Source organism: Paraburkholderia fungorum, from assembly GCF_046027215.1.
In the GTDB taxonomy this organism is placed as follows: domain Bacteria; phylum Pseudomonadota; class Gammaproteobacteria; order Burkholderiales; family Burkholderiaceae; genus Paraburkholderia; species Paraburkholderia fungorum_D.
The window spans coordinates 3,508,786-3,521,227 of sequence record NZ_JAQQEN010000001.1; the positions used below are offsets into that span (position 1 = coordinate 3,508,786).

Here is a 12,442-nt window from a genome sequence, read left to right on the forward strand (position 1 = left end):
GACCCAACAAACAAAAAAGCACCCGCGAGGGGTGCTTTTTCTTACAGCTTTTACGCTTCCGGAGTAGCGCGGTCTTTCTTTGCGACCAGCTTTTCCTTGATCCGGGCCGACTTGCCCGAACGATCGCGCAGGTAGTACAGCTTCGCACGACGCACATCGCCACGACGCTTCACGACGATGCTTGCCAGCAGCGGCGAGTACGTCTGGAACGTACGCTCGACGCCTTCGCCCGACGAAATCTTACGGACGATGAACGACGAATTCAGACCACGGTTACGCTTGGCGATCACCACGCCTTCGTAAGCCTGAACACGCTTACGCGTACCTTCAACCACGTTCACGCTGACGATCACCGTATCGCCGGGGGCGAATTCGGGGATGGTCTTCTCGCCGAGGGCACGGCCGATTTCTTCCTGCTCGAGTATTGCAATCAGATTCATCACTGACTCCTAAGTCCATCTTGTCGACGTTCGTACCTGCCTCGCGCTGGTTTGACCTGTTGCGCCCGGCTACGGCCCCGATAGAGGATGGGTTCACATCTGGCGCCGTACACGCATGTGCGGCACCGCCTATGTCCGCTCGAAAGACGAGGGCGTTACGCCTTTGACGCTTCCTTCGCGAGACTCGTAAGCCATGCCTCGTCGGCACGGCTCAACATCTTGTTCTTTCTGGCCTTCACGATCAGATCGGGCCGCTTGTTCAACGTGTTGCGCAGGGCTTCCCGCCGACGCCATGCCTCGATTTCCGCATGATGGCCGCCGAGCAGCACATCGGGCACACGCACGCCGTCATAGTCTTCGGGCCGCGTGTAATGCGGGCAATCCAGCAACACGTCGACAAAACTGTCCTGCACCGCCGATTGCGAGTCGTTCAGCACACCGGGCAACTGACGCACCACGGCATCCATCAACGCCATGGCCGGCAGTTCGCCGCCTGACAGCACGAAGTCGCCGAGGCTGACTTCTTCGTCGACAACACGATCGAGCAAACGCTGATCGATCGCTTCATAGCGCCCGCACAACAGAATCAGACCAGGCTCGGCCGCGAACTGCATGACGCGGTCGTGATTGAGCGTAGCGCCTTGTGGCGACATCATTACGACACGCGACGCGCCGATGCCTTGCTCCGCCTGCGCCGCTTTCGCAGCGCCGATCGCGTCTTCCAGCGGCTTCGCCAGCATCACCATGCCGGGGCCGCCGCCGTACGGGCGATCGTCGATTGTGCGGTAGTTATCTGTCGTGAAATCGCGTGGATTCCACGTACGCAACCCGTAGCGCTCCTGCTTCGCCGCGCGGCTGGTGATACCCCAGTCGGTCAGCGCACGAAACATGTCTGGAAAGAGCGTAACGACATCGAACTGCATCGCTCTCTCCGTTCAGCGAGTCATTTAGTAATCGGCTTCCCAGTCGACGATGACCTGCTTCGCCGCCTGATCCACCGTTTTGACAAAGACACCGACGAACGGGATCAAACGTTCGCCAGTCACCGGCCTGCCGTTTTTGTCGACGGCCGGGTATTCGATACGCATCACCGAATGCGCACCGTTGTCGATCATGTCTGCAACTTTACCGAGGGCTACCCCGGCTATATTCACCACGTCCAGGCCAAGCAGGTCGACCCAGTAGAATTCGTCGGCCTCGAGCGCCGGAAATTCGCTGCGGCTGATATACACGCGAGCGCCGCGCAATGCCAGCGCCGCATCGCGATCAGCCACGCCGCCCAGATGGGCAACGACGGTGTCGCTATGCGTTTTGGCCTGCAATGATGGCGCCGATTTGCGCTCCTCGCCTTTCAGCAGCCACCAGCGTTTCGCGCTCAACAAGGCGTCGCCGCCGTGCCCGGCTTCCGCGTGCGCGGCTACCTTGACCCAGCCTTTGAGGCCGTACGCGTCGACAATGGCGCCGACTTCAACCGCATCGGCCGGCCAGCTTTCTGCCGTCTCCACGCGCATTTCCGCAGCGTTGGAAGCGGCACTGCCGGCGTCGCCTTTCGCTTTGCCCTCGGCTCGTTCGACCGGCTTGCGGACGAATGCACCGAACGGCGCCTGACCAGACGTCCTGGCGCTCGGGGCCGCCGCTTTTGCCTTCACGCGACCTGGACTGCCGGAATCACGCTCAGACATACGAAAACCTCGACGAAAACCTCGCTGCCAACTTCGACGCCTGCTTCAGCAAAACTCGCGCATCGGACTGCCCACGCAAGCTGCGCGAGCCGCCGGCCGAACCGACGACGATACGCATGCTAGCCATTAAGCAGCCGGCTGCGCCTTTTGCGCTTCTTTCACGAGACGCTCGACGGTCGGCGACAGTTGTGCGCCAACGCCTTGCCAGTACGTCAGGCGGTCTTGAGCGATACGCAGCGACTCACCCTTCGTAGCGACCGGGTTGTAGAAGCCAACGCGCTCGATGAAGCGGCCGTCACGACGGTTACGCGAATCGGTTGCGACGATGTTGTAGAACGGGCGCTTCTTGGAGCCGCCACGAGCCAAGCGGATGATGACCATATTAAAATCCTTGAAAACCGGGGTGCGGAACGACTGAAACACGCGATTATAGCGGGAAACCGACGCCATAACAAACACTTACCGGGATAAACTGAGCGACGGGGTTGCGCCGGCCGCCCAGGAAGGGGCCCCAGACATCGCCGAAACGCCCGAATTACCTGACGGAGCGCCTGTGAAACTTCTGCCGCTGCCTGCGTTCTGGTCCGCTTCGTTCGATCTCGTTGCCCGCATTGCGAAGGTTGTGCGCACCTGCCGCGTTCGGACCCTACGCACCTTGGCGGCGCTGCTGCTAGCCGTTGTTGCCCTGCCGTCGCTGGCCGCCCTTCCGGTCGAGCGCATCAAGCTGCCGCCGGGCTTCCATATCGAGGTTCTGTCCGATGCGGTGCCGAGTGCGCGGGCGATGACGCTCTCACCGAAAGGCATACTTTACATAGGCAGCCTCGACGGCCACATCTACGCACTCGAGTTGCAAAACGGGCGAGTGACCGCGCGCCATGTGATCGCCTCCGGGCTGGAGACGCCGGCCGGCGTTGCCTGGCGGGATGGAGCCCTCTATGTGTCCGCAGTGTCGAAAATTCTACGCTTTGATGCGATCGACGCCCACCTGAATGATCCACCGAAGCCCGTCGTCATCACGGACAAACTGCCCACGGAGACGCATCACGGCTGGAAATTCATCGCTTTCGGACCGGACGGTAAGCTGTATGTACCGCAAGGCGTGCCCTGCAACGTGTGCCTGAAAGATCGCGACCGCTTCGGGCTGATCGGCCGCATGGATCCGGACGGCAGCCATTATGAAGTTGTGGCGCGCGGCATCCGCAACTCGGTTGGCTTTGCGTGGCATCCGGTGACGCACGAGTTGTGGTTCACCGACAACGGCCGCGACCTGATGGGCGACGACATACCGGACGACAAGCTCAACCGCGCCTCGCGCGACGGCATGGACTTCGGCTTTCCCTACTGCCACGGCGGCGACACGTCCGACCCCGAATTCGGCCGAGACCACCCGTGCAGCGCATTTACGCCGCCGGTGGTAAAGCTTGGCGCCCATGTCGCTTCGCTCGGCATGCGGTTTTACAGCGGCCCAATGTTCCCTCCCAGCTATCGAAACACCATCTTCATCGCCGAACACGGGTCGTGGAATCGCAGCAAGAAGGTCGGCTACCGGGTTGTGCACGTGATCACCGACCCGGACGGCAGCGATGCGCATCAGGAGGTCTTCGCCGAAGGCTGGCTTCAGCCGGGCGAAACGGCATGGGGCCGGCCGGCTGACGTGCTGCCGATGCCAGACGGCTCGCTGCTGATCAGCGATGACTTCGCAGGCGCGGTCTATCGCGTCACGTATACGACGCCTGCGCCGTAACAGCGCCGTTTGAAGCACGCGGATCGCCCGTGCTGCCGATGCGGTTGTACGTCGCGCGCGAGGCGCGGCGGGCGTAGAATGCGCGTCGGTCCGCGCTCAACAGCGCGCCGCTCCTTTCGACCGCCTGTCACACTGCTCTCGCCTACATGTCCACCCTTGTTTCGAATTCCCCGCGTTTCAGATCCAAGACGATTACCGCCGCGCTGGCGTTTTTCTTCGGCAGCCTCGGCGCACACCGCTTCTATCTCTACGGCATGCGCGACATTTACGGCTGGGCGCATCTGATCGGCATCCTGATCGGCGTTCCGGGCGCCATGCTGGTAGCGGCAAGCGAGCGCACTTCGATGCTCGGCTGGGTGCTGGCCTTTCCTGGCGCCGTCTCGCTGCTCGCCGCGTTCCTCGCCGCGATTGTCTACGGCCTGCGCCCGGACGAAAAATGGGACGCGCAGTTCAACGCGCAAACCCAGCGTAAAAGCCGCTCCGGCTGGACGGTCATTTTCGTCGTCATCTTTTCCCTGCTGATCGGCGCGTTCCTGCTGATGACCGGCCTTGCGATCTCGTTCCAAACCTACTTCGAAGGCCAGGTGCAAGCCGCCAAGGCGCTCTCGCAGTAACCGGCGGCCGTTGCGCTAGAAAAGATCCAACTGCGGATTGGCCGGCGGCTGCGTTGCCCGCACCGGCTCGACGCGGCGAAAGTGCGACATATCCAGAATTCCGCGATCGCGCCGGTTCAGCCCCAGGCGACGCACGGCATTGTGGAACCGCTGCTTGAGCAGATCCGCCCACAAACCTTCTCCCTTCATTCGCGTGGAGAAGCTGGAGTCGTAGTCCTTCCCGCCTCGCATATCACGCACGCGGCTCATCACCCGGTCGGCACGATCGGGAAAATGCGCCGCGAGCCAATCTTTGAATAGCGGCGCCACTTCCCACGGCAAACGCAGCACGATATAGCTCGCGTTGCTTGCCCCTGCTTCCGCGCAGGCCTCCAGCACACGCTCCATATCGGGCTCGGTGACAAACGGGATCACCGGCGCGATGCTGACGCCCACCGGAATGCCCGCCTCGCTCAACGTACGGATCGTGCGCAACCGGCGCGACGGCGTGGCCGCACGCGGTTCGAGCGTGCGCGCGATGTCCGCGTCGAGCGTGGTGATCGTGATCGCAGCCATGAATTGGCCACGCGCCGCCATCGGCGCGAGCAGATCGAGATCGCGCTCGATCAGCGAGGATTTGGTGATCGCCGCAAACGGCTGGCCGCGCTCGGCGAGTACTTCGATTACCCGCCGTGTAAGGCGCAAATCCCGCTCGGCCGGTTGCCACGCGTCGGTACTCACACCGAGAGCGATCGGCTCCGGCACGTAGGATTTCTTCGACAATTCGTGCTCGAGCAATTCCGGTGCGTTGATCTTCGCGTAGATGCGGCTTTCGAAGTCGAGCCCAGGAGACAGCCCCAGATAGCTATGCGTAGGCCGGGCGAAACAATAAATACAGCCGTGCTCGCAGCCGCGATAAGGATTGAGCGACACGCTAAACGGAATATCCGGCGACGCGTTGCGCGTGAGAATGCTCTTGGCCCGTTCTTCGAATACCTGCGTACGCAAGACCTTGGGTTCGCCGTCAGCCTCTTCGGATTGCGCCAGCCAGCCGTCATCCACTGCTTCGCGCTGGTCGACTTCGTAGCGGCCTTGCAGGTTCGTCACCGCGCCACGCCCTTTGCGGGGCGCGGGTGGAGCGATCGGAAATTCAGTATTGGAATCGGTCACGGCGGATGACGACGAACGGGACGGCAAACAAAAAACGGCGCAGAACACCTGTATAAATATACAGTGTTTACGCCGTTTGTCGAGCCCGACCCGCCACTTTCAACGTGTTAGTCGCCCACCGCGATCATCAGTGTTTCCTTGATCTCTTCCATTACCACGTAGCTTTTCGACTGCACCGCGCCTGGCAGTTGCAGCAGGATGTCGCCGAGCAGTTTGCGATAGTCCGCCATTTCGCCGATGCGCGCCTTGATCAGATAGTCGAAATCGCCCGACACGAGATGGCATTCCAGCACCTCGGGAATCTTCTGCACTTCGCGCCGGAACTGGTCGAACATGTTGCCGCTTTTGTGATCGAGCGTGATCTCGACGAACACCAGCAGCGCCGCGCCCAGCTCAGCCGGGTTGACCCGCGCGTGGTAGCCGGTGATCACACCGTCGCGCTCCATCCGCTTGACGCGTTCGATGCAGGGCGTGACCGACAGCCCGACCTGCTCGGCAAGCTCCTTCATCGCCATCCGGCCGTCCTGTTGCAGGAGCCGCAGGATCTTGTGATCGAGTTTGTCGAGGGTGCGGACAGGTTGGCGCTGTGTACGCATAGTGTTTTTGCTGAAAATCCTGAAAATACAATAACAAAACCTACCTGACTCTCAATAGTATAGCGGCTAACACTGGGCGAACCGCATTACACCTCGTGAATCGAATGAATTCAGCCGATTCGACGAGCGCACCGCCCTCAGACCTTTTCTGGAGCAGCTATGCGAGTCGTCGTTTTGGGCAGTGGCGTCGTCGGGATAACGAGTGCTTATTACCTGGCGCGTGCCGGTCATGAAGTGACCGTGATCGATCGCGAGGCTGGCCCGGCGCTCGAAACCAGCTTTGCCAATGCCGGCCAGATCTCGCCGGGCTACGCGTCGCCGTGGGCAGCCCCGGGTGTGCCGCTGAAGGCCGTCAAGTGGATGTTCCAGAAGCACGCGCCGCTGGCGATTCGCCTCGACGGCACGCAGTTCCAGCTGCAATGGATGTGGCAGATGCTGCAGAACTGCACCGCGTCGCGTTATGCAGTAAACAAGGGCCGTATGGTCCGCCTCGCCGAATACAGCCGCGACTGCCTGCAGGCACTTCGCGCCGAAACCGGCATCCAGTACGAAGGCCGTACCGGCGGCACGCTGCAGGTATTCCGTACGCAGCAGCAATTTGAAGGCGCCGCCAAAGACATCGCCGTGCTGAAAGACGCCAACGTGCCGTATGAACTGCTGTCGCCGGCCGAACTGGCGCAAGCGGAACCGGCGCTCGCCGCGGTCTCGCACAAGCTGACGGGCGGTCTGCGCCTGCCGGGCGACGAAACCGGCGACTGCCAGATGTTCACCACGCGCCTCGCGGCGATGGCCGAGCAATTAGGTGTCAAATTCCGCTACAACACGCCGATCGATTCGCTGGCCATGGCCGGCGACCGCATTGCCGGCGTGCAGTGTGGCAATGAACTGGTGCGCGCGGATTCGTTTGTCGTCGCGCTCGGTTCGTTCTCGACGAAATTCCTGTCCGGCCTCGTCAAGATTCCGGTCTACCCGCTCAAGGGTTATTCGATTACCGCGCCGATCGTGAATGAAGCGGCTGCGCCGGTGTCGACGGTGCTCGACGAAACCTACAAGATCGCGATCACGCGCTTCGACGACCGGATTCGTGTCGGCGGCATGGCGGAGATCGTCGGCTTCGACAAGTCGTTGCGCCAGGCGCGTCGTGAAACGCTCGAACTGTGCGTCAACGATCTGTTCCCGGGCGGCGGCGATACGTCGAAGGCCACGTTCTGGACCGGCCTGCGCCCGATGACGCCAGACGGCACGCCGATCGTCGGCCGCACCCCCGTGCCGAACCTGTACCTGAACACGGGCCACGGCACGCTAGGATGGACGATGTCGTGCGGTTCGGGTCAGTTGCTGGCCGATGTGATGTCCGGCAAGCAGCCGGTCATCAAGGCAGACGACCTGTCGGTGCATCGCTATCTCGGCGAGACCGGCACCGCACATCGTCCGGCGTACGCTTAAGGTTTAACGCTTCGCGAGCGGTTGTTGCGCCGGGTTGCCTCCACAAACCGGCCTGACAAAAGCAAACGGCGCCTCACAGGGCGCCGTTTGCTTTTTATGAGCAGGCGTTCAACGTCAGAACTGATCTTCCGACAACGCGAGCACGCTCTCCCCGCCCTTCGCGGTAACGATCGACGCTTCAAGCGCCGACGCCTGCGGCAGCACATGCTCGGCATAAAACTGCGCCGTCGCGATCTTGGCGCCATAGAACGACGGATCTTCGTCGCGTTTTTTAGCAGCCACGAGCAACGCGCGCGCCATCTGCCAGCCGCCCAGCACAATGCCCGCGAGCTTCAGATACGGCACGCTGCCGGCGAACACCGCATTCGGATCGCTCTTCGTGTTGGTGACGACGAAATCAACCGCCGCGCTCAATGAGCGATGCCCCTGCGCCAGATACGTCTTCATCGAGTCGAACGCCGCGCCCTGTTGCGCGCCGAGTGCCTCGATCGTTTCAGCCACGCCGGCCAGCAGCGCTTTCGCCACCTTGCCGCCATCGCGCACGGTCTTGCGGCCGATCAGGTCGTTGGCCTGGATCGCGGTCGTGCCCTCGTAGATCGGCAGGATGCGCGCGTCGCGGTAATACTGTGCGGCGCCGGTTTCTTCGATAAAGCCCATGCCGCCGTGCACCTGCACGCCAAGGCTCGTCACGTCGATCGACAACTCCGTGCTCCAGCCCTTCACGATCGGCACGAGGTATTCGTAGATCGCCTGATGCCCGGCGCGTGTCGCTTCGTCCGGATGACGATGCGCGATGTCGCAATGAGCGGCGGCAACGTAGGCCAGGGCACGCGAAGCCTCGGTCAGGCCACGCATCGTCGACAGCATGCGGCGCACGTCCGGGTGCTCGATGATCGCCACCGATTGTTTCGCCGATCCGTCCACGGGGCGGCTTTGCACGCGGTCCTTCGCGTACGCAACGGCCTTCTGGTACGCCCGGTCCGAGACGCCCACGCCCTGCATGCCGACGGCGAAACGCGCCGCGTTCATCATGATGAACATGTATTCGAGGCCGCGATTTTCTTCGCCGATCAGATGACCGACCGCGGCGCCGTGGTCGCCGAATTGCAGCACCGCGGTCGGGCTCGCCTTGATGCCGAGCTTGTGTTCGATTGACACGCAATGCACGTCGTTACGCTCGCCGAGCGAGCCGTCTTCGTTGACGAGAAACTTCGGCACGATAAACAGCGAAATGCCCTTCACGCCTTCCGGTGCATTCGGGGTGCGCGCCAGCACGAGGTGGGCGATGTTCTTCGCCATGTCGTGCTCGCCCCACGTGATGAAAATCTTGGTACCGAACAGCTTGAACGAACCATCGCCTTGCGGTTCGGCGCGCGTGCGCACCGACGCGAGGTCGGAGCCGGCTTGCGGCTCGCTCAGGTTCATCGTGCCGGTCCACTCGCCGGAAATCAGCTTGGGCACGTAGGTTTGTTTTTGCGCTTCGGTGCCGGCGGTCAGCAACGCTTCGATTGCGCCGTCGGTCAACAAAGGACATAGCGCGAACGACAGGTTCGACGCGTTGAGCATTTCGATGCACGGCGTCGCGATCAGCTTGGGCAGGCCTTGGCCTTCGTAGTCGACAGGATGTTGCACGCCTTGCCAGCCGCCTTCCACGAACTGACGGAACGCTTCCTTGAAACCGGGTGTCGCCGTGACCACGCCATCCTTCCAGCTGCTCGGATTGCGATCGCCCTCCACGTTCAGCGGTGCCAGCACTTCGCCGCACAGTTTCGCCGACTCTTCGAGTACGGCCTGAGCCGTGTCGAGGTTCGCCTCTTCGAAGCCCGGCAGGGTCGCGATGTCTTCGAGACCGGCCAGCTCTTTCATCACGAACAGCATGTCCCGGATTGGCGCGTTATACATGTCAGTTCTCCTCCTGCCATTGATAAAAAAAGGGCGCCGGACTTTGCGAGGTCCCGCGCCCTTCGTGTGCTGCCAGACGCCTCTTACAGGGCGCTGTGAGGCTTAGCCCAGTTCGCTGACGAGCTCGGGCACGAGCGTGAACAGATCACCCACCAGACCATAATCGGCGACGCTGAAAATCGGCGCTTCCGGGTCCTTGTTGATGGCCACGATCACCTTCGAGTCTTTCATCCCGGCCAGATGCTGGATCGCGCCAGAGATGCCGACTGCCACGTACAGTTGCGGCGCGACGATCTTGCCGGTTTGTCCGACCTGATAGTCGTTCGGCACGAAACCCGCATCGACGGCTGCGCGCGATGCGCCCAGCGCTGCGTTCAGCTTGTCGGCCAGCGGTTCCAGAACCTTGGTGTAGTTCTCGCCGTTGCCCAGACCACGGCCACCCGAAACGATGATCTTCGCCGAGGTCAGTTCCGGACGATCCAGCTTCGTCACTTCGCGGCTCACGAATTGCGACAGGCCGGTGTCAGCTGCCGCTTCGATCTTCTCGACCGTTGCGCTGCCGCCTTCGGCCGACACTGGGTCGAAACCGGTCGAACGGACCGTGATGACCTTGATCGGGTCTTGAGATTGAACTGTAGCGATCGCGTTGCCTGCGTAGATTGGGCGCTCAAACGTATCGGGCGCGTCCACTGCGGTGATGTCGCTGATCTGTGCGACGTCGAGCTTCGCGGCGATACGCGGTGCAATGTTCTTGCCGTAGGCGGTAGCCGGCGCGAGGATGTGCGTGTAGTCCTTCGCGATGTTCAGCACGGTCGCTTCGACGTTTTCTGCCAGGCCCGCTTCGAGTTGCGGCGCGTCGGCCAACAGCACTTTGCTTACGCCTGCAATCTTTGCTGCTGCATCCGCTGCGGCTTGCGCGTTGTGGCCGGCCACCAGCACGTGAATGTCGCCGCCAATCTTTTGCGCCGCTGCGATCGTGTTCAGCGTCGCGGCCTTGATCGACGCGTTATCGTGTTCTGCAATTACCAGATTCGTCATTTCGTCCGTCTCCTTACAGCACCTTGGCTTCGGTCTTCAGCTTCTCGACCAGCGTCTTCACATCCGGCACCTTCACACCGGCGGAGCGCTTCGGCGGCTCGACAACCTTCAGCGTCTTCAGGCGCGGCGTGACGTCAACACCCAGATCTTCCGGCTTGACGACTTCCAGCGGCTTTTTCTTCGCCTTCATGATGTTCGGCAGCGTCACGTAGCGCGGCTCGTTCAGGCGCAGGTCGGTGGTGATAACTGCGGGGAGCTTCAAAGCTAGTGTTTCAGCACCGCCGTCCACTTCGCGCGACACCGTTGCCTTACCGTCAGCGACGACAACCTTCGATGCAAACGTCGCCTGCGGCAGATTCGCCAAAGCAGCCAGCATCTGACCGGTCTGGTTCGAATCGTCGTCGATCGCCTGCTTGCCGAGGATGACGAGACCAGGCTGTTCCTTGTCGACCAGCGCCTTCAGCAGCTTGGCGACAGCCAGCGGCTGCAGTTCTTCAGACGACTCGATCAGAATCGCGCGATCCGCGCCGATCGCCAGCGCCGTACGCAGCGTTTCCTGCGACTGAGTCACGCCGCAAGAAACCGCGATCACTTCGGTCGCCACGCCCGCTTCACGCAGGCGCACGGCTTCTTCAACCGCGATTTCGTCGAACGGATTCATCGACATCTTCACGTTCGCGATGTCGACGCCCGTGCCGTCCGATTTGACCCGGACTTTCACGTTGTAATCGACCACTCTCTTGACTGGCACCAGGATTTTCATGCACACGCTCCAAAGTTACGAATACGTCAACCCAACGAACATTATAACGACTGCCCTTCCGGCAACCGTGTCGCGGGCGCTCTAGCAGGAGGATATCGCTCCTCAGCGGCGTGACGGCAATATCGAACGGTCGTTCTATTTTAATCTCGAAAAAACCCGGGCGGCAACCCCGGGTTAAGACCTACGACTCTAATTTTGGCATTGTCGTCATGAATTGCTGTGTCGAACGGCCGCCGAATCACCAGGCGGTGATCACCGACCCGCCGAATTTGCTGTCGACAAACTGCTTCACTTCCGGCGAATGATACGCCGCGACCAGCTTGGCGACCCACGGCTTGTTCCGGTCAGCCTCGCGGATGGCAATGATGTTCACGTACGGACCCTTCGGGTCTTCGATCGCGATCGCGTCCTGCTTCGGCTTCAAGCCGGCTTCCATCGCAAAGTTGGTGTTGATCGCTGCCGCGTCCACGTCGTTCAGCGCGCGCGGGATTTGCGCGGCGTCGAGTTCGACAATTTTCAGCTTCTTCGGATTGTCGACGATGTCGAGCGGCGTCGCCTTCAGGCCGGCGTCGGCGCGTAGCTTGAGCAACCCCTGCTTTTGCAGCAGCAGGAGTGCCCGGCCGCCATTGGTCGGATCGTTCGGCACCGCGATTTTCGCGCCCGGCTGCAATTCGGCCAGCGTCTTGATCTTCTTCGAATAGATGCCCATCGGGTACGTGACGGTGTCGGCTATACGGATCAGCTTGTAGCCGCGGTCCTTCACCTGCGCCTGCAAATACGGGGCGTGCTGGAAGCTGTTCGCGTCGAGGTCGCCGCCGGCGAGCGCCGCGTTCGGCTGCACGTAATCAGAGAATTCGACGATCTTGATGTTCAAACCGTTCTTCGCCGCGACCGTCTTCACGACTTCCATGATCTGAGCGTGCGGACCGCCGGTGACGCCGACCTTGATCGACTCGTCAGCTTGGGCGGCCGCAGCGGCGGCGAACAGCGAAGCCGCGCCGAGCGTGGCGGCCAGCTTGAGAATGAAGCGACGTTGCATGGATGACCTTTTCAACCGGTGAATTTAGC

13 protein-coding genes are annotated in these 12,442 nt (G+C 61.6%); 3 read left to right on the forward strand and 10 right to left on the reverse strand.

What is annotated here, in order from left to right; all coding sequences use genetic code 11:
* Positions 1–50: 50 nt before the first annotated feature.
* From rplS to rpsP, 4 genes are all read right to left on the reverse strand, one after another.
* Positions 51–440 (reverse strand): 50S ribosomal protein L19, encoded by a 390-nt coding sequence (gene rplS / locus PQR27_RS15615; RefSeq protein WP_408356434.1) that lies wholly within the window; start codon positions 438–440, stop codon positions 51–53.
* Between the two features lie 155 nt (positions 441–595).
* Positions 596–1,363: a tRNA (guanosine(37)-N1)-methyltransferase TrmD gene (trmD, locus tag PQR27_RS15620; protein WP_408524498.1), complete on the reverse strand. Its 768-nt coding sequence runs from the start codon at positions 1,361–1,363 to the stop codon at positions 596–598.
* Between the two features lie 24 nt (positions 1,364–1,387).
* Positions 1,388–2,122: a ribosome maturation factor RimM gene (gene rimM, locus PQR27_RS15625; RefSeq protein WP_408524499.1), complete on the reverse strand. Its 735-nt coding sequence runs from the start codon at positions 2,120–2,122 to the stop codon at positions 1,388–1,390.
* Between the two features lie 126 nt (positions 2,123–2,248).
* A complete protein-coding gene (gene rpsP / locus PQR27_RS15630; protein ID WP_006050280.1) occupies positions 2,249–2,503 on the reverse strand; it encodes a 30S ribosomal protein S16 in 255 nt (84 codons plus the stop codon).
* 229 nt (positions 2,504–2,732) lie between these two features.
* On the opposite strand from rpsP, the gene PQR27_RS15635 reads away from it, so the two are divergent.
* Both PQR27_RS15635 and PQR27_RS15640 read left to right on the forward strand, forming a co-directional pair.
* Positions 2,733–3,866, forward strand: a complete 1,134-nt coding sequence (locus PQR27_RS15635; protein ID WP_408525502.1) for a PQQ-dependent sugar dehydrogenase — start codon at positions 2,733–2,735, stop codon at positions 3,864–3,866.
* A 146-nt stretch (positions 3,867–4,012) separates the two neighbouring features.
* Complete coding sequence (locus PQR27_RS15640) at positions 4,013–4,480, forward strand: TM2 domain-containing protein (protein WP_408524500.1); 468 nt, start codon at positions 4,013–4,015, stop codon at positions 4,478–4,480.
* A 15-nt stretch (positions 4,481–4,495) separates the two neighbouring features.
* On the opposite strand, the gene PQR27_RS15645 is transcribed toward PQR27_RS15640, so the two are convergent.
* Complete coding sequence (locus PQR27_RS15645; RefSeq protein WP_408524501.1) at positions 4,496–5,629, reverse strand: PA0069 family radical SAM protein; 1,134 nt, start codon at positions 5,627–5,629, stop codon at positions 4,496–4,498.
* Positions 5,630–5,736: 107 nt separating this feature from the next.
* Positions 5,737–6,225, reverse strand: coding sequence for an Lrp/AsnC ligand binding domain-containing protein (locus PQR27_RS15650; protein ID WP_408524502.1), 489 nt, complete (start codon positions 6,223–6,225; stop codon positions 5,737–5,739).
* Positions 6,226–6,384: 159 nt separating this feature from the next.
* Here PQR27_RS15650 and PQR27_RS15655 point away from each other — a divergent pair, with 159 nt between their 5' ends.
* A complete protein-coding gene (locus PQR27_RS15655) occupies positions 6,385–7,671 on the forward strand; it encodes a D-amino acid dehydrogenase (protein WP_408524503.1) in 1,287 nt (428 codons plus the stop codon).
* Positions 7,672–7,785: 114 nt separating this feature from the next.
* Here the strand turns inward: PQR27_RS15655 and PQR27_RS15660 are convergent, their stop codons facing one another.
* The 4 genes from PQR27_RS15660 to PQR27_RS15675 all read right to left on the reverse strand — a co-directional run bounded on the left by PQR27_RS15660 (position 7,786) and on the right by PQR27_RS15675 (position 12,413).
* Positions 7,786–9,573: an acyl-CoA dehydrogenase gene (locus PQR27_RS15660; protein WP_408524504.1), complete on the reverse strand. Its 1,788-nt coding sequence runs from the start codon at positions 9,571–9,573 to the stop codon at positions 7,786–7,788.
* Between the two features lie 102 nt (positions 9,574–9,675).
* A complete protein-coding gene (locus PQR27_RS15665) occupies positions 9,676–10,611 on the reverse strand; it encodes an electron transfer flavoprotein subunit alpha/FixB family protein (RefSeq protein ID WP_408524505.1) in 936 nt (311 codons plus the stop codon).
* Between the two features lie 13 nt (positions 10,612–10,624).
* Complete coding sequence (locus PQR27_RS15670) at positions 10,625–11,374, reverse strand: electron transfer flavoprotein subunit beta/FixA family protein (protein WP_408524506.1); 750 nt, start codon at positions 11,372–11,374, stop codon at positions 10,625–10,627.
* A gap of 238 nt (positions 11,375–11,612) precedes the next feature.
* A complete protein-coding gene (locus PQR27_RS15675; protein ID WP_408524507.1) occupies positions 11,613–12,413 on the reverse strand; it encodes a MetQ/NlpA family ABC transporter substrate-binding protein in 801 nt (266 codons plus the stop codon).
* Between the last annotated feature and the right edge of the window lie 29 nt (positions 12,414–12,442).

What these genes read in the sequence shown, in the direction of transcription:
- rplS (WP_408356434.1), bottom strand. Translation starts at nt 440, where the DNA reads ATGAATCTGATTGCAATACTCGAGCAGGAAGAAATCGGCCGTGCCCTC.
- trmD (WP_408524498.1), bottom strand. Translation starts at nt 1,363, where the DNA reads ATGCAGTTCGATGTCGTTACGCTCTTTCCAGACATGTTTCGTGCGCTG.
- rimM (WP_408524499.1), bottom strand. Translation starts at nt 2,122, where the DNA reads ATGTCTGAGCGTGATTCCGGCAGTCCAGGTCGCGTGAAGGCAAAAGCG.
- rpsP (WP_006050280.1), bottom strand. Translation starts at nt 2,503, where the DNA reads ATGGTCATCATCCGCTTGGCTCGTGGCGGCTCCAAGAAGCGCCCGTTC.
- PQR27_RS15640 (WP_408524500.1), top strand. Translation starts at nt 4,013, where the DNA reads ATGTCCACCCTTGTTTCGAATTCCCCGCGTTTCAGATCCAAGACGATT.
- PQR27_RS15650 (WP_408524502.1), bottom strand. Translation starts at nt 6,225, where the DNA reads ATGCGTACACAGCGCCAACCTGTCCGCACCCTCGACAAACTCGATCAC.
- PQR27_RS15655 (WP_408524503.1), top strand. Translation starts at nt 6,385, where the DNA reads ATGCGAGTCGTCGTTTTGGGCAGTGGCGTCGTCGGGATAACGAGTGCT.
- PQR27_RS15660 (WP_408524504.1), bottom strand. Translation starts at nt 9,573, where the DNA reads ATGTATAACGCGCCAATCCGGGACATGCTGTTCGTGATGAAAGAGCTG.
- PQR27_RS15665 (WP_408524505.1), bottom strand. Translation starts at nt 10,611, where the DNA reads ATGACGAATCTGGTAATTGCAGAACACGATAACGCGTCGATCAAGGCC.
- PQR27_RS15670 (WP_408524506.1), bottom strand. Translation starts at nt 11,374, where the DNA reads ATGAAAATCCTGGTGCCAGTCAAGAGAGTGGTCGATTACAACGTGAAA.
- PQR27_RS15675 (WP_408524507.1), bottom strand. Translation starts at nt 12,413, where the DNA reads ATGCAACGTCGCTTCATTCTCAAGCTGGCCGCCACGCTCGGCGCGGCT.